Source organism: Brevibacillus sp. HB2.2 (genome assembly GCF_013284275.1).
Classification (GTDB): Bacteria; Bacillota; Bacilli; order Brevibacillales; family Brevibacillaceae; genus Brevibacillus; species Brevibacillus brevis_D.
Genome location: NZ_JABSUV010000032.1, coordinates 35485 through 55635, shown reverse-complemented (window position 1 = coordinate 55635; position 20151 = coordinate 35485). Strand labels below are relative to the sequence as shown.

Sequence of the window (20151 nt, the reverse complement as noted above, 5' to 3'; positions counted from 1 at the left end):
CCATCGTTTTCTGATTACCGTGTTGTGTATGTTTGACGTCCCAAAAGTTATGTTTTTCCATTCTGTTGCAAAAATGAGAGTGCTTTCATCCCCCTTTCAAAAAACGAAACACAAAAAAAGGCCGTTCCATCGGAATGGAACAACCGAAGCTACCAACATCAAAAAAATTGTTCCAAGATGATGGCAACCCGGCTATCATGGTCAAAGACTGTAGACCCGTGGTTTTGCGTCGCCACCTTTCGATGACTTTGCCTTTTGCATTTATTAGCAAAACTTGTAAAAGTGTGTCGAATTTTGCTGGACATAATCATGCAAAATATAAGACAAAAGATATACTTTGTCAAGTTTTGGTAGGGTAAAGAAACTAATTGTTCATAAAGTATAGACGAACAAAAAACCATTTGTGATATCAACTAGTCCTTCATTCATAGGCGTTAGGTTAGGGTACGCAGAATGTCTTCCCCAGTGATATCGAATGTGAACTGCTGACCATCCATCCAAATTTACTTTATATAAACGTACTTTCCCCTGTTTGATGAAAGAGAAACCTTCTGAAAAAGTTTTTGGTGTTTGAATGCACGTAGCCGCTCAGGAGTTGAATGGAATACATATAAATCACCCGTAACAAAAATTTTCCAACCATCCGATAACTAGAAGGAATAGGAGGGGATATTATGAAGGAAGCAAAAGTGATTCAATTCTACTTTTCCGGAGGCGGTGAAACGATTAGCATCGAATCCACGGAACCGGAAGAGATCATTCAAATGGTCGCTAATCAAAACGACGGATGGCTCCAGTATGATGATGTTGTCATCAACGTGAGAAATGTTTCATATATCAAAGTGTGCAATCAGGCGTAAGGATAGGAAACGGGTGTATAGCTCCAACACAAAAAAGCTCTCCATTGAATGTGGAGGGCTTTTTCGTGATGGAGGTAGCCAGGCATTTTCCCCAATTATTTGGCGTATATTTCTAAGGTGCTTTTGTTTACTAAAGTATCGACTATTCCTTGCTAATGTGCTATCATGATACCTTGTTAACGTATTACCACTTTATCAGAGTAAAATATAGAGTAGGGAAACGAGGGGGATCATCACGATGAAGAAAATAGCATGGATGTCATTGTTGTTGGGTGCGGTGGTTTCGTTGGTAGTGGGCTGTTCCAGCGCAAAAACTGGCGCTGACGCGAATAAGTTGATTATCGGAATTGATGATAAGTTTGCACCGATGGGTTTCCGGGATGAGAAAAATGAGCTAGTCGGTTTTGATATTGATTATGCACGTGCAGCTGGCGAAAAAATGGGAAAACAAGTTGAGTTTCAAACAATCGACTGGAGTGCAAAAGAGTCTGAACTAAACAGTGGTCGTATTGACTTGATCTGGAATGGATATACGATTACAGATGAGAGAAAAGGGAAGGTTCTCTTTACCAAGCCTTATCTGAAAAACGCACAAGTAGTGGTCACGAAGGCAAATAGCAACTTGGCCAAGCTGTCAGACTTGGCCGGTAAAGCAATTGGTTTGCAAAAGCTGTCTTCCGCAGCTGACGCGATTAATGCGAGTGATATCAAAAATCAGGTCCAATCGATTACCGAGTTCCCTGATAACGTACTGGCACTGAGTGATTTGAAGATCGGTCGCGTAGAAGCAGTCGTCATCGACCAGATTGTGGCCGATTACTATATGGCAAAAGAGCCGGGAGCATTTAAGCAGTTAGAAGAATCGCTGTCTCCTGAGGAATATGGAATTGGCGTCAAAAAAGGCAACGAGGCATTGCAAAAAGAGCTGCAAAAAGCACTGGATGCAATGAATCAGGATGGTACAGCTGCAAAAATATCGGAAAAATGGTTCGGCGAAAATCGTGTATTGAAATAAGAGAACAGCGATGGCTTCGCCGCATGATTGGCGAAGCCACGCTTTTATTTTCAGGATTAGGAGCATACCCAGATGAGCGTAGACTACATTCTCTCCATTACGAAGCCCATGCTAGAAGGAGCGCAGATGACGGTGCTGTTGTTTCTCATCGCCATTCTGCTTTCCATTCCATTAGGTTTTCTGATCACCTTACTGGCAAAGAGCAGTAATAAGGCGCTGGCCTGGCTCGCGCATACGTATGTGTATGTGATGCGTGGGACGCCTCTCTTATTGCAGCTGTTGTTTATTTGCTTCGGGCTGCCTCTCTTGCCCGTAGTGGGAGATTATTTGGTGATGGATCGGTTCGTCGCTGCATGTGTCGGTTTCGTGCTGAATTACGCAGCGTATTTCGCGGAGATTTTTCGTGGAGGACTGCTGTCGATCGACAAAGGACAGTACGAAGCGGCGCAGGTACTCGGCTTTAGCAAATGGCAGACAACCAACAAGATTATTTTGCCTCAAATGTTTCGCGTGGCTTTACCTGCCGTCGCAAATGAATCAATTACCCTTGTAAAAGACACAGCGCTGCTCTATGCAGTTGCCGTCCCAGAATTGCTTCACTTTGCACAAACGGCTGTGAATCGTGACTTTACCATCGTTCCGTTTTTTATTGCCGGAATCATTTATTTGTTGATGACGCTATTGTTGACGTTGTTCTTTAAGTGGCTGGAAAAAAGGTTCAAATTCGAATAAAGGGCTGGCATAATATGGATATCATTCAAGTATCAAATCTAAAAAAATCGTTTGGCAATCAGGAAGTTTTGCGAGATGTCTCGTTTTCGGTGAAAAAGAACGAAGTCGTGGCAGTAATCGGGCCTTCTGGCTCCGGTAAAAGCACGATGCTGCGCAGCTTGGTCAACCTCGAGCAGGTGAATGGTGGTAGCATTCGTGTGCAGGATGATTATTTGGTGAAGGACGGCGTCTATGCCGGTAACCAGGAAATCAAGCAGATCACGTCGAGAATGGGCATGGTCTTCCAGCATTTTAATCTGTTCCCTCATCTAACGGTGAAGGAAAATCTGGAGATCGCACCACGTGTAGTCAAAGGTGTGGCGTCTTCAGACATCCGGAAAATGAGTGCAGAGCTCTTGGAAAAGGTCGGTCTGTCTGATAAGGCAGACGCGTATCCAGCGAAGCTCTCAGGCGGACAGAAGCAGCGTGTAGCGATCGCCAGAGCACTGATGATGAACCCGCAAATCTTGTTGTTTGACGAGCCTACGTCTGCACTCGATCCCGAACTGACGGGTGAGGTCCTGCAAGTCATCAAGCAGCTTGCCCAGGAGCATATGACGATGATGGTAGTGACGCATGAGATGGGATTCGCACGCGAGGTGGCGAACCAAATCATGTTTATGGACAAAGGGGAATTCGTAGAGTCGGGGACACCGGAGCAATTGTTTACAAACGCTAAATTTGAGCGGACGAAATCTTTTTTGCATCGCGCGTTAAAATAGAGAAGATCAACAACAAATGCCCTCAGTGTCGAGAAGACAGACTGAGGGCATTTTGTATAGACAGGCTACATCACCTGATAGTTCAAGTACCGTTGGCTGATGAACGAATGAAAATGATCGCTGAACGAGTCAGCATTTAAAAACGCATTGTAAGCGTAAGGAGTGACCCGACAGTAAACGAGCTCGCGTCCATCGTGAAAACGGATGTAGAGGTGGCTTGTGGCCAGATCGTAGCGTGCAGCTTTGATCAATTTCGAATCCAGTTCCTTGTAGGTAATTTCTTGAGGTTGATTCTGACGTGGCAGAAATTGGCGGAAAAAAGATCTCAATGTACGTGAAAACTCCTTTATCTAAAAATCGGCTTATCTATTTCTACGAGTCTTCATTTTACGCAAAAATTTGGATTCGGAATACAAAAATAGCACACCGATTGCAAAATAGGCTAAGAGAACCGTATTCAGAACAATCATTGGAAAGTGGGCAAGCATGTAAGTGCCTCCTGTTAGAGAGAATGAAGTCACGAATGAAAAGTAACCTGCTCCAAAAAAGTGAAAATCTTCTTTTTGCTTCGTTCTATGGGCCTATCATCTGGTTGAGTGTAGAAAGGAATGATCATCCGAAAGTATGTAGACTCATGAAAAACGTTGTCGAATATAGTCTATATTACCTATTTTATTATTGTCAATAATTACATAGCACCAAAAGTGTAATTCGAAATTCCCTTGATAAACTACCTTGTATCACGAGGTATAGTGTGATAATCTCTAGGCATATCACGGGGAGGAGATGCTTTTATGAACAAGGAGTTGTTGAAAGGAAGCATTGATCTATTGCTTCTCTCGCTGATCGCACAAAAAGATCAGTACGGCTATGAGTTGGCCAAGAAGATTCGCGATAAAAGCGATGAGCTGTATGAAATCGGTGAAGGCACATTATATCCTGCTCTTAAGAGACTGGAGACGCAAAAGGCAGTGGAGTCTTACTGGGGGGAAGCCAACGAAGGCGGACGCCGCAAATATTATCGGATTACCAAGACGGGCCAAGGGCTTCTGCAAGACAAGATGAAGGATTGGCAGAGCTTGAGTAGACTCATTTTGCTTTGCAATGAGGGAAGTGAGTAACGAATGAAGCTCGAACAATATGCAGAACAGGTTGTCAGTCGCTTGCCATGCTCGAAATGGGAAAAGCAGGATGTCAAAGATGAGCTGATGGATCATTTGAACAGCATGAAAAGTGAGCTGATCGAAGAAGGCTATGAAGAACAGGAAGCCGTTTTACTGACCATTCAACGATTTGGTTCGACGAAAGCAATCAGTCGGCAACTGTCTGAGTCCATGCCGCTCATTGATAAATACATCCGTAAATGGGTCATGACCTTGTTTTTCTTGTATGTAGCTATCTCTAGTTATCTCTTGTTATTGTCACTGGATCGCTTCCGACGCAGAGCTTTTACCGTGGAATGGAAGCAAAGGATGCTGGAATACGGCGTCCCGCAATATACGCATCTGTTCCAAAATACGAAACCATTTCATACCTTGGTGGATTACGTTTTTCATTATGACAATTACAACTTTGGCACTGTCATGTATAACCTGATTGGCAATGTCATGTTGTTTGTTCCGCTCGGGTTGTTGCTGCCGTTGATATTTATGTCCTTTCAAAGCGTGCATCGCGTGTTTTTTGTCGCGCTTTCGGCCAGTCTCATCATCGAAACCTTGCAGCTATTGTTTTCGTTAGGCAGCTTTGATGTCGATGATTTGCTGCTAAACGTACTCGGTGGTTTAATTGGCTATGGGATGTTTCGAGTAGGGGCGTCGATGATCCGCAAGCGACGGAGCAATAACAAATTTGATGACGATCTGTCTGCCTCCTCTTTTTAGCAGGACAAAAGTTGTAAAAGCTTTTTGAGTGACCGGGGTCGCACAATTGTAAGGCGGCCTTGGCAAAGGCTTTAGCCATTTTTTTTGCATATGTACATCGTAATGCGATATACATAGTGAATCGATTTAGGAGGGTTTTTATGAAACGATCACCGATTTTCCTTATAGCATTTGTGCTCCTGATCCAAGTCGTAGTTGGCTGTGAGAGCAACAAGGCTACCGAACAGGTGCAGTCGAAGCAGCACTCAGATTTTACTTTTGATGTGAAGCCAGATACCTTCGAATTATTCGTCGAGAGAGACGGAGTGAAGGAAAGCGCTTCGGAGCCGATGCCTGCGCGCAAGGTAACGAATGTACAAAAAGGTGAACAAGAGATTGCTTGGAGCTACCCAGACGATCAGTTGGATGTCTCGATCAAAAAGAAAGAGGATCATTTGCAAATCACCCTGACCTCTAAAGGAACAGAGAGCTTTTCCTGGCCGACAGTAAAAGGAGCAAGCTACATGGTGCCCTTGGGAGAAGGGAAATGGATTCCTGCGAATGACAGCAAATGGCAGTCCTTTTTAAAAGAAGAGAGTCTTAGCTTTGCTGAGTCTTTTTCCATGCGCTTTTTTGCTGTGAACAAGAGCAACTATACGCTGATGTACGTCGTGGACAATTTGTTTAACAACACCGTTGATTTTGTCATTGATCCGACGATTGGGTTTACGTTTTCGCACGAGTTCCCCACGATTAATCCGGACAAGACCTACGGGTTCCGCTTGTATGTCACAGACAACGATCCGGTTAGTGTAGCAGGTGTTTACAAGCAATATGTCAAGGAGCAGGGAGGCCTGCTGACCCTGGCTGAAAAAGCAAAAGCCAATCCGAATATTGAAAAGCTTTACGGCGCTCCTCATTTTTACTTGTGGAACAAGAGCTTCTTATCTGTCAACGACGTGAAATGGAATGCACTGAAAACGAAACTGAACGCGAGCTTCATCGGGGCACTTGAGGAAATCTTGGCTTCCAATGAAGTGGACGGAAAAGAGAGCATCCAGCAATTCCGCGAGATTCAGAAGCAGGATTACGTCGCGGATTATCAAAAAAAAGCACTCCTTAGCGGGTTGAATTATGCTTTGCGTTCCCGTGAGTTTTACACTCCGCAGCGATTTCCACATGTCGAAGAAGAGGTAAAAAGATCGTTTGGAAAAGGGATCGACACGTTGACAGAATCACAGCTGTACGACATGAACAAAAAGGTGCTGAAAAGTGTGCTCCAAGATGTCGTTCCACCTGTGGAACAGTGGGGGAATGCCGACTCTACTGATCTCTTGAAAGAAATGAAAGCGGCGGGGATTGATCGGGCATGGATCGGTTTGCCAGATTGGACAGCAGCCTACATGAAGCCAGCGTTCATTCAAAAGGCGAATGAGACAGGCTATTTGATCGCCAGCTACGATTCCTACCATTCGATTCATCGGGAGGAAAATCCCGATTGGAACACAGCTATTTTCAAGGATAAGAGCTTGTACGAGAACGCAACGATTTCAAAGAAAAATGGAGAGAAGAAAGCTGGTTTTCTCCAACAGGGGAGATTGCTGAATCCGACTCTATCACTGCCGAGTGTCAAACAGCGCATGGATGAAATCATGAGTAACGATGTTGCCTTTAATTCGTGGTTTATTGATGTGGATGCAGCAGGAGATTTCAACGATGATTATTCGCCACAGCACACGACGACTGAGGCCGAGGATATGAAGGCAAAGCTTGCGCGTATGGACTACATTCGCGATGAAAAGAAGTTGGTTATCGGGTCTGAAACTGGAAATGATTTCGCCAGTCAGAGTATCGCCTTTGCCCATGGCATTGAGACGCCTGTCATCAAATGGGCCGATCCGGACATGCGAAAAAACAAGCAAAGCCCGTATTATGTAGGAGGCTACTGGTCCCCGGCGGGAGAGGTCCCAGAACGATACGCCAAACAGGTTCCGATCAAGGGAGAGTATCGTCATGTATACATTGATCCTGCCTATTCTTTGCCACTGTACAAGCTCGTGTACAACAATGCAGTGATCACGAGTCATCACTGGGAGTGGGGCAGTCTGAAGGTAAAGGATGAAGTCGGCACCCGTATGCTCAAGGAGCTGCTTTACAATGTACCGCCGCTTTATCATTTGGATAAAAAGATGTGGGATGAAAACCAACCATTAATCACGAACTATTTGAAGGTATGGTCTCCTTTCCATAAAAAAGCGGTGCAGCAAGAAATGACCGATTATCGCGTCTTGTCCGAGGACAGGCTCGTGCAGAAGTCGGTTTATGGGGAGGATCTGCAAGTGATCGCCAACTTCTCTGAGCAAGATTTCACGTACGAGGGGCAAGTGGTGAAGGCCAGATCAGCTCTGATTATGAACAGGAACGATAAACAAACCTTCTTTGCTCCAGCGCAGTAAGAACGATTTGAAAAAGGCTGTCCGCGAAAATGAAGCGGCAGCTTTTTTTATGCTAAGGAGTGGGTGGGTATTTCTTGCTTTTCAAATCGTATTGGAGTCGATTAATGAAGTTCATGGAAATACGGGAATAATGCCGTTCCTCCGAGCGTACCCACCCATAATAGACGGGTTGTTGATAAGGAATATCCAAATCAAGCGTAATTGAATCGGAGTCTTGCAAATGAGGATCATGAACAAAAGAGTAGTCCAGTCCGATGGTTACCGCGAGATTTTGCCGGATTGCATTGCGGAGCGCTTCTGTGTTGTTCGACGTAAACAAAATGTCGACGGGACCGTAAGTCGCGGCAAAATCCTCTACGAACCATTTGACGTAGTCGTCGTTGTACAGGACGAAGGATTGCTTGCGAAGCTCTTCAGGTGTGACGGAATTCTGGTAGGCAAGTGGCGAGTTTTTGCCTACGCCAACGACCATTTTTCCCTCTAGCAACTGTTCGAACACCAAGCCGAGGCCTTCGCTCTTTTTGAGAAGGTTCTCATGGATAATGACCAGACCAATGTCCAGCTTGTCCTGGAGAATGTCCTCTAATATTTCCTGTGTGCCTTTTTCGGCAATTTCGGTACGGATGTAAGGATAATCTTTTTTAAAGCTCGCGACGGCATCGACCAGAAGATTCATGGGACCGGGAATCGTCGCCAGTCTCAGTTCTCCGCTCAACGTGTTCGTATAGTTTTGTGCTTCCTCCCAAATCTCCTGGATCGTTCCCAATGCTTCAAACGCTTTTTTGATGATGATGCGTCCTTCAGAGGTCGGTACAGCTCCGAGACGCGAACGTGAAAAAAGAGTAACGCCCAGCTCAGCTTCCAAACTGGAGAGCGACTGGCTGATGGCGGAGAGGGTGATATGCTTGTTCTGAGCGGCTTTGGTCAAGGAGCCTGCCTTCGCTATTTCTACGATATATTCCAGTTGTTCCAGATGCATTTGGTAAGATCACATCCTTTAGTCGTACTTAAGGAAGGGTAAGTATGTTTACATATTTTTAAATATAAAAGAGTCCTATAATGAAAGCAAGGCAAGAGATCAGTTACAAGAGACATAATAGATGGAGGCGTTTACCATGGCGAGACTGGAAGGGAAAGTAGCGATCGTAACAGGTGGAGCAAGTGGAATCGGAGAAACGACCGTCCGTCTCTTCGCAAAAGAAGGGGCGAAAGTCGTGATTGCTGACTTTTCTCCACGTGGAAATGAATTGGCGGAAGAGCTGAATCTAGCGGGCTTCGATGCGTTGTTCGTGAAAACGGACGTAACGAAAGAAGATGCAGTAAAAAATATGGTGAGCGCCACTGTAGTAAAGTACGGAAAGGTAGACATTTTGTTTGCCAATGCGGGTATCGCGAAAGACGCACCTGGTCATCTGTTGAGCTTGGATGACTGGCAAAGAACAATTGATATCAATCTGACTGGCGTATTCTTGTGCGATAAATATGTCATCGAGCAAATGCTGGCGCAAGGGACTGGCGGCGCGATTGTCAACTGCGGCTCGATCCATAGCCATGCCGGAAAAGCAGGTGTGACAGCCTACTCTTCCGCCAAAGGTGGCGTGAAGCTCCTGACCCAGACACTGGGACTTACGTATGCCAAGCAAGGGATTCGCGTAAATGCGGTCTGCCCGGGCTACATTGATACACCACTGATTGCTGGGCGCAATGAGTCTTTGAATGAGCACCTGATCGGGTTACATCCGATGGGACGTTTGGGTAAACCAGAAGAAGTCGCTAAGGCCGTTCTGTTCCTTGCCAGCGATGATGCCTCCTTCGTCACAGGGACAAGCCTGCTGGTCGATGGCGGATATACAGCGCAATAAGATGTTCTTTCTCCTCGCGTAGATTTTGTCTGCTCGGGGAGATTTTTTTTTGGTAAGACTCCATCGGACAAATGCCCTACACTATCGTCCAAGCGGGCGTAAAACCGTTCGAATAGGATGGGAATAAGCGATTACGCAACGGGGAGGGAGGAGTTTTGCCAACTTTTATAGGCAAGGTGACCATTACCAATAATGTCGGGAATATCAACTTTGGCGATACGGCAAACAACTCTCCGAAAAGCGTAATCAAATCGTTTTCCGGTTCGGGTGGCAACAATAGCGGCAATGTAGTGAAGGTCATCAATGAAAATAGCCAAACCAATACATGGGTGGGTTTAGGGGCTGCTGGAATGAAGACAGTGAAGGAAAAGAAACGGGTCCGTCGCACAGCCCGAAAAGGCAAAAAGAAAAAGTAGCCTTGAAAAAGGCCGCGTGTGAAAGTGGACAAGCTCGATAATAGCGTTTAGATTAAGACTATTGCGAATTTATGTGAATTGAGATAAAAAAGATGAAAGACGTCGTAGAAAGGAAGCAAACCAAATGACGAAAACAAATGAGGAATCACTCCTATTTACCCGTGTGAACAAGGACACGCAGGCATTGCCGATTTCTATTGAGGATTGGGAGAAACAGGCGCGAGAGGTTTTGCCGGATGGGCCATTTGATTATGTTGCCGGGGGATCTGGGGCAGAGGAAACGCTGGTAGAAAACCGGACAGCTTTTTCCCGTTGGGCAATCATTCCACGGATGATGCGGGATGTGACGAATCGTACGCTTGGTATTTCGATGTACAATCAAGCGTTGCGCACACCGATCTTTTTGGCACCTGTAGGCATGCAGACGATTTCACATCCCGATGGAGAGCTGGCGTCTGCCAGGGCGGCAGCAGCAGCTGGAGTGCCGTTCGTAGCCAGTACAGTTTCCGCTCACTCACTCGAGCAGATTGCTGAAGTGATGGGCGATGCCTATCGCTGGTTCCAGCTCTATTGGTCGAACGATCGAGAGGTTTCTGCGAGCATGGTCAGACGAGCGGAAAAGTCAGGCTATTCTGCTATTGTCCTCACGGTAGATACCGTCATGCTAGGGTGGAAGCGCAGAGACTTCCGCAACGGGTATTCGCCACTGCGCGAAGGAAAAGGACTGGCGAATTACTTGACAGACCCTGTATTTTGCTCGCGACTCCCTGAGGTAACGCCGGAGAATGCAGTGGAGGAAGTGTTGAAAAACATTTATCATCCAGCGCTGAATTGGAACGATATCGCCTTTTTGCGTGAGCATACCCGTCTGCCGATTTTGGTAAAAGGCATTTTGCATCCGGATGATGCGCGCCTTGCCCTAGAGCATGGTGTAGATGGAATCATCGTCTCCAATCACGGTGGGAGGCAGATGGATGGGGCTATTTCTACGCTGGATGCGTTGCCGGCGATTGCCGAGGTGGTAGCTGGTAAAATACCGGTCTTGCTCGACAGTGGCGTGCGTACAGGAGCAGATGTCGTTAAAGCGATTGCTTTAGGGGCGAATGCCATCCTGATTGGTCGCCCATTCTTGTATGGACTGGCTGTTGCCGGCGAGCAAGGCGTAGCGAGTGTGTTAGATACACTTATCCATGAATTTGACGTTGCGATGGCGCTGTCTGGCAGCAATTCTATCGCAGACCTTAATCGCAGCATTCTTGCACGATTGTAAGGGGAAGCAGCCCGTTCATACCCATTGTTGAAAGAAATGAGCCAGTCTACATGCACTGGTTCTTTTTTTTTATCAAAAAAGTTATTTCTACCAAAGTTGTTCTCGTTGAACTTTCGGAAAAACATGGTAAAATGGAGCGATCTTGTATTCAGAACGTTACGATCCTTCTGTAAGGATTATTTTTTTTGACTATATCCGAAAGTATAAACAGGAGATTGAAATGAAAAACCAAATGATATCTTCACTGACACCCCAAGATTGGGCGGGGCTATTACGTGAAAAAGATGGTGAGCTGAACATGGTTGTGAATGAGCTGGCAGATGTCAAATACGCTTTGGACCAATCCACGATCTTGGCAATTACGGACCATAAGGGGATTATTTTGCGGGCAAATGAGCAATTTTGCCGCATATCGAAATACGAACGAAGCGAACTGATTGGAAATGACCATCGGATTCTTAATTCGGGTTACCATCCGAAAAGCTTTTTTAAAGAAATGTGGTCTTGTATTCGATCTGGCCAGGTCTGGCGGGGAGAAATTCGCAATTGCGCAAAAGATGGCAGCTATTATTGGGTCGATACAACCATTGTCCCATTTAAGAACCAAGCGGGCGAAATCTATCAATACCTTTCCATTCGCAGTGATATCACAGCTCGCAAGCAGATGGAAGACGAGCTCAAACGGAGTGAAGAAAAGTATCGCATCATCGCAGAAAACACGTCGGATATCATCAGCATCATCAACCTGGATGGGGAGTTTCTCTATTTGTCTCCGTCTCACAAGCGTGTGTGGGAGCATACCGTTCCTGATGAGGAAATCCATAACCTGTTCGAGTGGATTGTGGAGGATGACCGAGATATTTTTGCTTATGCGATTCAGCATGCCTTCTCTACGCGTAAGGAGTACATGGTAGAATGCCGAATTAATACCCAAAGAAACGATGTTATCTGGACGGAAAGCAAAATAAATCCGATTATGGACGAAGAAGGAAATGTAACCAAGCTGCTTCTCATTACCCGTGACGTCACAGACCGGAAACAGTCCGAAGAGACGATTCACCACTTGGCTTATCACGATGCGTTGACAGATCTGCCGAATCGACGAATGTATGTCCAACAGCTCAGCAAGGAAATGATGCAGGCTAAGCGTTTCCAATCGAGTCTGGCTGTGCTGTTTTTGGATTTGGACCGCTTCAAGGATGTGAACGATTCATTCGGTCATGATGTAGGGGATATGTTGCTGATCGAAGCATCCAAGCGTCTACAGGCATGTCTCAAGCCAGGAGATGTTGTGGCCAGGTTGGGTGGAGATGAATTTACGATTATGCAGAACCAACTACTAGATCGCAACGAAGCGACTGCGTTGGCAGAGCAGATCATGTATCAGCTGCAGCGTCCGTTTGAATTGGATGGTCATGTATTCAACGTGTCGTGCAGCATCGGCATAGCCTTGTACCCGCAGGATGGTGACAATCCCGAAGATTTGTTGAAACGAGCCGATACAGCATTGTATACCGTGAAATCGCGCGGGAAGAATGGCTATGACTTTTTCGATCCGACGATGGAGTCGAAGTCGCTGGAGCGTATCTTGATGGAAAATGAGATGCGGAAAGCCATTGAACAAGAGCAGTTCCAAATTTACTACCAGCCCAAAATCGATATCGCGACAAGTGCGATGACGGGCATGGAGGCGCTCGTCAGATGGGTGCATCCAGAGCTGGGCATCATTCCGCCGAATCGCTTTATTCCAATCGCTGAAGAGACGGGGATGATCCTGGCGCTTGGGGAATGGATTTTGAAACAGGCGTGCAAACAAAACAAAAACTGGCACGATCAAGGATATACGCTAAAGGTCTCTGTGAATTTGTCAGCGAGACAGATCTATCAAAAAGATCTGGTCGAGATGATCAAGGATATTCTTCAGGAAACAAAGCTGTCTCCTCATTGGCTGGAGCTCGAGATTACGGAGAGCATTTTTGTCAAAATGGAAGAGGCGACGGCAGTTCTGCAACAGATTCGGGACATTGGAATCCAAATTTCGATTGATGATTTTGGGACAGGCTATAGCTCGTTTAGTTATATTAAAAGCTTGCCAGTCGATACGATCAAAATTGACGCCTCGTTTATTCGCGACATTCACCACAACCAAGAAAGTCAGGCGATTGTAAAAGCGATTGTTACCATCGCACAAAGTCTCAATATGAATGTCATCGCTGAGGGAATTGAGCTCCATGATCAAGTAGCGGCTTTGAAGGAAAATGGCTGTGACCACGGTCAAGGCTATTTGTTCAGCAAACCGCTTCCGACAGATGATTTCGATCAGTTATTGCGTCAAGAGCTGCAATAATATGGCAGGAAGTAAAGCCGGGTGAGAACATCCGGCTGTTTCTTTTGTGTGGTACTATAGGAGGCGGACAAAAACATAAGTGCAAGTGTGCAGCTAGAAAGGGAGGCCCCTCGTGGGAAAGTTTTCGGGTAAGACTGTTGTCGCTATTGCAAGTTTGGTGTTGATGTGGGGATTAAGCTGGTCGATCTACAAAATGTCACTCGCCTATACGCCACCGATTTTATTCGCAGGAATGCGTTCGCTGATCGGTGGACTTCTGCTTGCTTTATTCATTTTACCGAAATGGAAAAAGATCAACTGGCGTGAAAACTGGTTGCGCTATTGTATATCTGCCTTTCTGAATACATTGTGCTTTTATGGTATTCAGACGGTTGGACTCGTGTATTTGCCAGGTGGATTATTCTCTGTGTTGGTGTACTTCCAGCCAATCTTGATTGGACTCTTTGCCTGGTTGTGGCTGGGTGAGAGCATGACAGTGCTCAAAATCATTGGGCTGATCATGGGATTCCTTGGGATACTTGCGGTTAGTGCAGATGGACTGACTGGACAGGTTTCCATCGTGGGCGTCATTTTAGGCTTGTTGACGGCTCTGACTTGGGCGATGGGCGTGATCTATGTGAAAAAAGTCAGTGCCAAGGTAGATTCGCTGTGGATGGTTGCCATGCAATGCATCATCGGTGGCGCGGCCTTAACTCTTTTGGGGACAGGCGTAGAAAGCTGGTCCGACATTGTCTGGAATGCTCCATATCTGATCGGTCTCAGTTATGGCGCTACATTTGGTGTGCCGATTGCCATTGTCATTTACTTTGGGCTTGTGAATGCAGGCGAAGCGAGCAAGGTGGCCGCCTTTACGTTTCTCGTGCCGCTCATCGCAGTCATCACTGGCACCATTTTCATGGACGAGCCGGTAACGTATTCGCTCATCGCCGGTCTGGTATTGATCGTGTGCAGTATATGCTTAGTGAACTATCAGAAAAAAATGCGACAACCTGCAATTGCTAATCACCTCAATCGTTGATGGAGACGACAAAGAAAACAGCCGAAACTTCACAGGTTCGGCTGTTTTTCTTATGGAGATTATATGGAGGGTTCTTTGTAGATTCCATTTTCATAAATGTACTGAAGGCAAGCGTCGGGCAACAGGAAGCTGGGATCGCCGCCCTTGCGGATTTCGTCCCGGATGTAGGTAGAGCTGATTCCCATGTTGATGCCCTTGCTCATAATGAGAAAATGCTCGTCATGATTGCGCAGCAGCGCGTCATCCGCAATCAGGTCAGCGGTCGGATAGCCTTCGCGCGACATCACGATGAAGTTGAAGCCTGCGACTAGCTTTTCAGCGTTGCCCCAGTTCGATAGTCCCTCTAACAAATCCGATCCCATGATGAAAAAGAGCTCGTCGTTCGGGTACTTCCTTTTCATGTGCATCATCGTATCGTACGTATAGGTTTCACCTGGCAAAGCATCCATTTCGACTGTTGAAATCTCGAAAAGAGGTTCGCCATCTTTGTTTGTTTTGTGTGTACTGCCAGCCAAAGCCAGTTTGAGCATGTGCAAGCGATGGGCGTCCTCTGTCTGCAATTTTTTATCATGACGCTTTGAAGAGCAGGGTACGAAAATGACTTTGTCCAGTCGTCTCCGGTGAGCGACGGTCGCAGCCGTGAACAAATGGCTGTACGTGATGGGGTCAAAGCTGCTGCCATAAATACCGATTCGCATAAAAATTGCCTCCTATCGTCATGAGCCAGTTACTTTTTTTGAACAGTCATGCCAAGCTGGTTTTGAAAATGACCGAGAGCCCATTTGTGACCTTCGGGAAGAAAGCTCGCTACTGCATCCTCGTGGATGACGACAGAAAAGCCGTTATAGAAGCCTTCAATCGCTGTATGCAGCACGCAAATGTCTGTGCAGACACCTACTAGATGAATCTCAGTGATACCTCTCGTGCGCAACAATAGCGCAAGGTCGGTGCCTTGAAAAGCACTGTAGCGCGTCTTATCCATCCAGTGAATCGTATCTTCGAATTCCTCGTAAATCTCCTGAATGCTGCCATACAAATTCCGGCCAGCCGTACCGATAATATTGTGCGGAGGGTAGAGTCCAGTCTCAGGGTGGTACGGGTCCTGCTCGCGATGAGCGTCGACTGCCATGACGACAAAGTCGCATTCTGCGAGGAAGTCGCGGATCAGCTCTCCAATGCGTCCTTCAATAGCCTGACCAGGCTCTCCACAAGTCAATGCACCATCTGTCGCAACAAAATCATTCGTGTAGTCGATCACAATCAAAGCTTTCATAGAAAAAACCTCCTGAATGTGGACTTTTCTAGTAAATCATGGCAGTTGGCGTAAAGCCAGTAAAGCGATAGAGCTTGGCTGGCGAATTCGAAAACTCGGTCGAGTAGACAGGCTGTCCGTCAGCCGATAGAACTGGCTCGAGAAGTCCTTGCCGTCTGGTTGTCGCAAGCAAGCGCCGCTCAAAATTGCCGCGATCTTTTGCCGAAAAGGATGGAACGACGGTCTCGATCACTTGCAGTAATTCACTCAAGGTAAACTCATCTGGCAAAAATGCTTTGGCAATAGTCGTTTGCAGCATCTGCTCACGAACGCGCTGTAAGGCGTCAGTCAAAATTTCACGATGATCAAAAGCGAGGTTGAGGGCAAAGGCTTCCTCAATTGGAAACAGCTGCGCGTCTGATGCATCGTCGTTTGCCTGTGCGTGCTTCAATAAGTCTTCATGAACGAGGGAGACATAGGCAACGCTTGGGATCCAACCACGAGGATCTCTTCCTGGCTTGTAGTATGTCTTCAGCTGTTCGATGTGTACATCGCGGTCAATGTTCGTCTCTTCTTTTAACTCACGATAGGCGCATTCGTCCAGTGTCTCCGATTCATGGGAAAAACCGCCAGGCAAAGCCCATTGCTCTCCAAATGTATTGCTTTTTCGCTTGATCAGAAGGACGGCCAATTGCTTGAGTGGCAACGATTTGGTTTTCGTTTGGCGCGGGATGGAAAGGATCGTAAAGAGGCAAATATCTGTAGGAAGTCCATCCGGCGAGCGGTACTTTTTGGTCCGAAAGTGGATGCGTTTGGCTCGAAGGGGAGACGTATTCACAAGATCATCCTTTCCGTTTGCTTGAATCTGTTCTCATACTTTCATGTTATGATATCATTTTAACAATGTCAATATTACAATGTAAAAAACTGTGAAAAAAGACGTCTGTGAAGGTCAGACGTCCCCGTAAGCAGTTCGCGTGATAAGGACTGATTAAACAGCATCCAACGCGAGTCGCAGTGTAATCGTAATGTTTTCCTCTGTTTTGGCCACGATCGTATGAGGGCTAGTCAATCCGAAGTCACCAAACGTTACGACGGAAGTCCCCTCCAATTGCAGCTTGCCTTGGGAATAAATCGCGTCAGCATCCATTTTCACATCTTTGGCAATTCCTCTTACGGTCAGGACGCCATTGATGGTGAACGAAGCCTTTTGTCCTTCTGTCCATGTGGATGGCCAGTTCTCAAAGGATTTCGCTTCAAAAGTAGCAGCTGGATGGACGGCTGTATCAAAGTAATCAGGAGATTTGATATGGGTGTCGCGTTTTTCATTACCGGAGTTCAGCTTATTCAAGTCAGCGGAAGCTGTTGCTTTCATTTGGTCGGGTGCAGAGAGGTTCACATCCCAACTGCCAGTAATGCCGTCCATTTCAAAGTTTACCGTTTCTTTCGACGTCGTTACGGAGAAATAGACTTTGGACTGGTCATTGATCGTCCATTTTTTATTCAGTTGATCTGCTGTCAAAGGCGTAGAGGAAGCGGTAGATGAGGCTACGGCTACCGCAGCTGCAGGCCGGATCTCCACATGGTTTCCCACAAAATAATCATAGAGCATGTAACCCCCGATACCAACCACGAGTGTGGCAACTGAGGCAGTCAGGATAACCGAATTCTTTTTCATTATTGAATAACCTCCATGTTTTTGAAGTGTTCAGACTTGGGTCGTATGTATTTGGCTTCGCAGGGATCATTATGAGAGAGGAAGCTGAGTGGGTCTTGAAAGCTGGCTGAAAGTTTGTTGAATGTGCATTGGTTAGAGAATGATCAACGTTTTTCTATTGAATTTACATTTTCTGGTTTATTATTTTACAAAAAGCTTTCAGCTCGTACTCAGGGGATATTCAGCAAACATTCAGCTACGCCTATCCTGTTCAGGTAAAATAGAAGTGAGGTGAAAGAAATGAGCCTAAACAAAGGCATTAAAATATTGCTTGTCGATGATGAGCCGACCATCCTGCAATTTTTGGAGATGGGTCTTGAGAATGAAGGCTTCCAAGTATTGACGGCACAAGATGGGATGACGGCCGTGACCATGGTGAAGGAGCATCAGCCGCATGTCGTTATTCTTGATGTGATGATGCCTGGCATGGATGGCTTCGAGGTATGCCGTATGCTGAAAAAGATACAGAATGTAGCGACGATTATGCTGACAGCCAGAGAAGACGTGGAGGATCGGGTAAAAGGGCTGACGCTCGGTGCCGATGATTATATGATCAAGCCGTTTAGCTTTGAAGAGCTACTTGCCCGTATCCATGCGCGCATTCGTAATCATTACCCACATCTGCTCTCTAAGGTACACCTCGGCCCATTTCAGATCGATGACAGGCGAAAAGAAATTACCTACGAGGACACGCTTCTGGAGCTATCGCCAACGGAATACTCTTTGCTGAAATATTTGGTGACAAATCACGGCTTGGTGCTGAGTAAGCCAATGATTCTGGATAACGTGTGGGGCTATGATTTCGGTGGGGAGGAGAATATTGTCGAGGTGTACATTCGCTCCCTGCGTGATAAATTGAACGATCGTCAGCATCGGATTATTCGCACATTGCGCGGTGCGGGCTATCGGGTTGATTTTGTATGAAGAAGAATCGAAACAATCAATGGGCCCCTTTTCTAGAACCGAACTCTTTGCGTTATCAACTGCTGTCTCGTTCGTTATTTATCTTATCCGGGTTGCTGCTTCTAATCGGCATGATTCAATACTTCTTGATGGAGCAATTCTTGTATCGCAGCAAAGCGGAAAGCTTGTTAAATCTGGCAGTCACTCTTCCGTATCAGGTCTTGGAGGACACGGAAACGCTCCCAAAGAACGATCAGTATGTCAGTGCGTTGCTTTCCTTGCATACACCCGATATCAAGTATGCCTTTATTGACAACGACGCTAACGTGACGGAGTTGTTTGCGAATCCGAGCGAAGGGTATTCCCCGCGCTTTCCGGAGAGTCTATACCGCGAGATCTTGGCTAGTGGTGTATGTACTTTCAAATACAAAATTTTGGAGGGTAGTACTGGTACGGATTATTTGGTCGTACTGGCACCCATCCGTTCACCTGATCAGCTGCAAGGAATTGTACAGCTGAGCACCCCTGTCGGCTCGATGCGAGAAGTGCTGTTTCCACAGTTGATCATTTTCTTTTCTGCATCTGCACTCGCCTTGCTTATCGGTTTGTTAACTTATGTGCCTGTTCTTCGCCGTACGCTGAACCCACTTTCTCGAATCGAGATTACCGTTGAGCGGATTAATGCGGGTAATTTGGATGAGCGACTGCCAATGGATCAAGGCCAAATGGAGATTGATCAATTATCGGCGGTCTTTAACGGAATGCTGGAACGCTTGGAAACCTCCTTTAAAACTGAGCAGGAAGCTGGGGAGCGGATGAGACGTTTTGTAGCGGACGCTTCGCATGAGTTGCGAACACCGCTGACATCCATCCATGGTTTTTTGGAGGTGCTGTTGCGCGGTGCGGCGGCAAATCCCGAACATTTACAGAAAGCATTGAAAAGTATGCACGGCGAGACAGAGCGGCTAAACAAACTCGTCAACGATTTGCTGTACCTGGCTCGGATGGATCGGGAACCGGCTTTCCTTTTGCGAGAAGGGCAGTTGGACGCAGTCGTGCACAGTATGGAGTCGCAGCTTTTGGTGCTGGCCGGTGACCGAAACGTTCATTTCCGCGTAGAACCGAATGTTACGGTTGCTTTCGACTGTGACGGAATGAAGCAAGTTATCCTCAATCTGTTTCAAAATGCGGTGCAGCATACTGACCCTGTGAATGGTGAGATCGAGCTTATAGTAAGCAAGATTGCCAATGGGATTGAACTGACGATCAGAGATAATGGAGCTGGAATCGCACCGGAGCATGTCCCGCATGTATTCGACCGTTTCTATCGGATTGAATCCTCACGGGCACGCAAAAACGGAGGGGCTGGACTGGGGCTGTCGATCACGCAATCCATCGTAGAAAATCATCGTGGAAAAATTGACGTACAAAGCAGCTTGGGAAAAGGGACGGTGTTTCGCGTCTGGTTGCCTAACGGTTTGAAAGAGGTTCAGCAGACAGAAGTTGTTGGTTGACAATGAGAGAAACCGTCATTTATAATCTGAGACATTCAATAAAACAACCAACACAGCCGTGAAAAGGAAAGTAAAAAAGGGATTTTGACGTCCAGAGAGTTGCCTGTTAGCTGAGAGGGCAGCCGCGAACTCTTTTTGAAAGCCACCTTGGAGCTCTGCTTTTGAAAAT

At 46.4% G+C, this 20151-nt stretch carries 20 protein-coding genes, 1 riboswitch and 1 other annotated feature (1 of these 22 only partly in view); of the genes, 14 read left to right on the top strand and 6 right to left on the bottom strand.

The window, feature by feature from the left end:
• Positions 1–179: 179 nt before the first annotated feature.
• Positions 180–263: riboswitch (cyclic di-GMP riboswitch) on the bottom strand.
• 411 nt (positions 264–674) lie between these two features.
• The 4 genes from HP401_RS32420 to HP401_RS32405 all read left to right on the top strand — a co-directional run bounded on the left by HP401_RS32420 (position 675) and on the right by HP401_RS32405 (position 3368).
• Entirely contained in the window at positions 675–860 is a 186-nt protein-coding gene (locus HP401_RS32420; protein WP_012684817.1) for a hypothetical protein, read from the top strand.
• 238 nt (positions 861–1098) lie between these two features.
• A complete protein-coding gene (locus HP401_RS32415) occupies positions 1099–1875 on the top strand; it encodes an amino acid ABC transporter substrate-binding protein (RefSeq protein WP_173606463.1) in 777 nt (258 codons plus the stop codon).
• Positions 1876–1947: 72 nt separating this feature from the next.
• Positions 1948–2607: an amino acid ABC transporter permease gene (locus HP401_RS32410; RefSeq protein ID WP_064201660.1), complete on the top strand. Its 660-nt coding sequence runs from the start codon at positions 1948–1950 to the stop codon at positions 2605–2607.
• A 14-nt stretch (positions 2608–2621) separates the two neighbouring features.
• Positions 2622–3368 (top strand): amino acid ABC transporter ATP-binding protein, encoded by a 747-nt coding sequence (locus HP401_RS32405; RefSeq protein WP_217366175.1) that lies wholly within the window; start codon positions 2622–2624, stop codon positions 3366–3368.
• Positions 3369–3433: 65 nt separating this feature from the next.
• Here the strand turns inward: HP401_RS32405 and HP401_RS32400 are convergent, their stop codons facing one another.
• Positions 3434–3697 (bottom strand): KTSC domain-containing protein, encoded by a 264-nt coding sequence (locus HP401_RS32400; RefSeq protein WP_012684821.1) that lies wholly within the window; start codon positions 3695–3697, stop codon positions 3434–3436.
• A 465-nt stretch (positions 3698–4162) separates the two neighbouring features.
• Between HP401_RS32400 and HP401_RS32395 the strand changes: the two genes are divergently transcribed.
• The 3 genes from HP401_RS32395 to HP401_RS32385 all read left to right on the top strand — a co-directional run bounded on the left by HP401_RS32395 (position 4163) and on the right by HP401_RS32385 (position 7683).
• Positions 4163–4489, top strand: coding sequence for a PadR family transcriptional regulator (locus HP401_RS32395; RefSeq protein WP_012684822.1), 327 nt, complete (start codon positions 4163–4165; stop codon positions 4487–4489).
• Positions 4490–4492: 3 nt separating this feature from the next.
• Entirely contained in the window at positions 4493–5248 is a 756-nt protein-coding gene (locus HP401_RS32390; RefSeq protein WP_173606462.1) for a VanZ family protein, read from the top strand.
• 140 nt (positions 5249–5388) lie between these two features.
• A complete protein-coding gene (locus tag HP401_RS32385; protein WP_173606461.1) occupies positions 5389–7683 on the top strand; it encodes a glycoside hydrolase in 2295 nt (764 codons plus the stop codon).
• 52 nt (positions 7684–7735) lie between these two features.
• On the opposite strand, the gene HP401_RS32380 is transcribed toward HP401_RS32385, so the two are convergent.
• Entirely contained in the window at positions 7736–8662 is a 927-nt protein-coding gene (locus tag HP401_RS32380) for a LysR family transcriptional regulator (RefSeq protein ID WP_173606460.1), read from the bottom strand.
• Positions 8663–8798: 136 nt separating this feature from the next.
• Between HP401_RS32380 and HP401_RS32375 the strand changes: the two genes are divergently transcribed.
• The 5 genes from HP401_RS32375 to HP401_RS32355 all read left to right on the top strand — a co-directional run bounded on the left by HP401_RS32375 (position 8799) and on the right by HP401_RS32355 (position 14596).
• Complete coding sequence (locus tag HP401_RS32375) at positions 8799–9545, top strand: SDR family NAD(P)-dependent oxidoreductase (RefSeq protein WP_173606459.1); 747 nt, start codon at positions 8799–8801, stop codon at positions 9543–9545.
• A 155-nt stretch (positions 9546–9700) separates the two neighbouring features.
• Positions 9701–9961 (top strand): spore germination protein, encoded by a 261-nt coding sequence (locus HP401_RS32370; RefSeq protein ID WP_173606458.1) that lies wholly within the window; start codon positions 9701–9703, stop codon positions 9959–9961.
• Between the two features lie 124 nt (positions 9962–10085).
• Positions 10086–11231: an alpha-hydroxy-acid oxidizing protein gene (locus HP401_RS32365; RefSeq protein ID WP_173606457.1), complete on the top strand. Its 1146-nt coding sequence runs from the start codon at positions 10086–10088 to the stop codon at positions 11229–11231.
• Between the two features lie 220 nt (positions 11232–11451).
• Positions 11452–13578, top strand: coding sequence for a bifunctional diguanylate cyclase/phosphodiesterase (locus tag HP401_RS32360; RefSeq protein ID WP_173606456.1), 2127 nt, complete (start codon positions 11452–11454; stop codon positions 13576–13578).
• Positions 13579–13690: 112 nt separating this feature from the next.
• Positions 13691–14596, top strand: coding sequence for a DMT family transporter (locus tag HP401_RS32355; RefSeq protein WP_173606455.1), 906 nt, complete (start codon positions 13691–13693; stop codon positions 14594–14596).
• Positions 14597–14655: 59 nt separating this feature from the next.
• Here HP401_RS32355 and nadD read toward each other — a convergent pair whose 3' ends face one another.
• From nadD to HP401_RS32335, 4 genes are all read right to left on the bottom strand, one after another.
• A complete protein-coding gene (gene nadD / locus HP401_RS32350) occupies positions 14656–15294 on the bottom strand; it encodes a nicotinate-nucleotide adenylyltransferase (protein WP_064201671.1) in 639 nt (212 codons plus the stop codon).
• A 29-nt stretch (positions 15295–15323) separates the two neighbouring features.
• Entirely contained in the window at positions 15324–15869 is a 546-nt protein-coding gene (locus tag HP401_RS32345; RefSeq protein WP_173606454.1) for a cysteine hydrolase family protein, read from the bottom strand.
• A gap of 28 nt (positions 15870–15897) precedes the next feature.
• Positions 15898–16686 (bottom strand): NUDIX hydrolase, encoded by a 789-nt coding sequence (locus tag HP401_RS32340; RefSeq protein ID WP_016741638.1) that lies wholly within the window; start codon positions 16684–16686, stop codon positions 15898–15900.
• Positions 16687–16839: 153 nt separating this feature from the next.
• Entirely contained in the window at positions 16840–17526 is a 687-nt protein-coding gene (locus HP401_RS32335) for a YceI family protein (RefSeq protein ID WP_173606453.1), read from the bottom strand.
• A gap of 279 nt (positions 17527–17805) precedes the next feature.
• Between HP401_RS32335 and HP401_RS32330 the strand changes: the two genes are divergently transcribed.
• Both HP401_RS32330 and HP401_RS32325 read left to right on the top strand, forming a co-directional pair.
• Positions 17806–18489 carry a response regulator transcription factor gene (locus HP401_RS32330; RefSeq protein ID WP_173606452.1) on the top strand — a complete coding sequence of 228 codons (684 nt, stop codon included), beginning with the start codon at positions 17806–17808 and terminating at the stop codon, positions 18487–18489.
• Positions 18486–19982, top strand: coding sequence for a sensor histidine kinase (locus HP401_RS32325; protein WP_173606451.1), 1497 nt, complete (start codon positions 18486–18488; stop codon positions 19980–19982). The genes HP401_RS32330 and HP401_RS32325 overlap by 4 nt, the downstream gene beginning before the upstream one ends.
• Positions 19983–20031: 49 nt before the next feature.
• Positions 20032–20151 (top strand) — a binding site (T-box leader) (it continues 122 nt past the right edge of the window).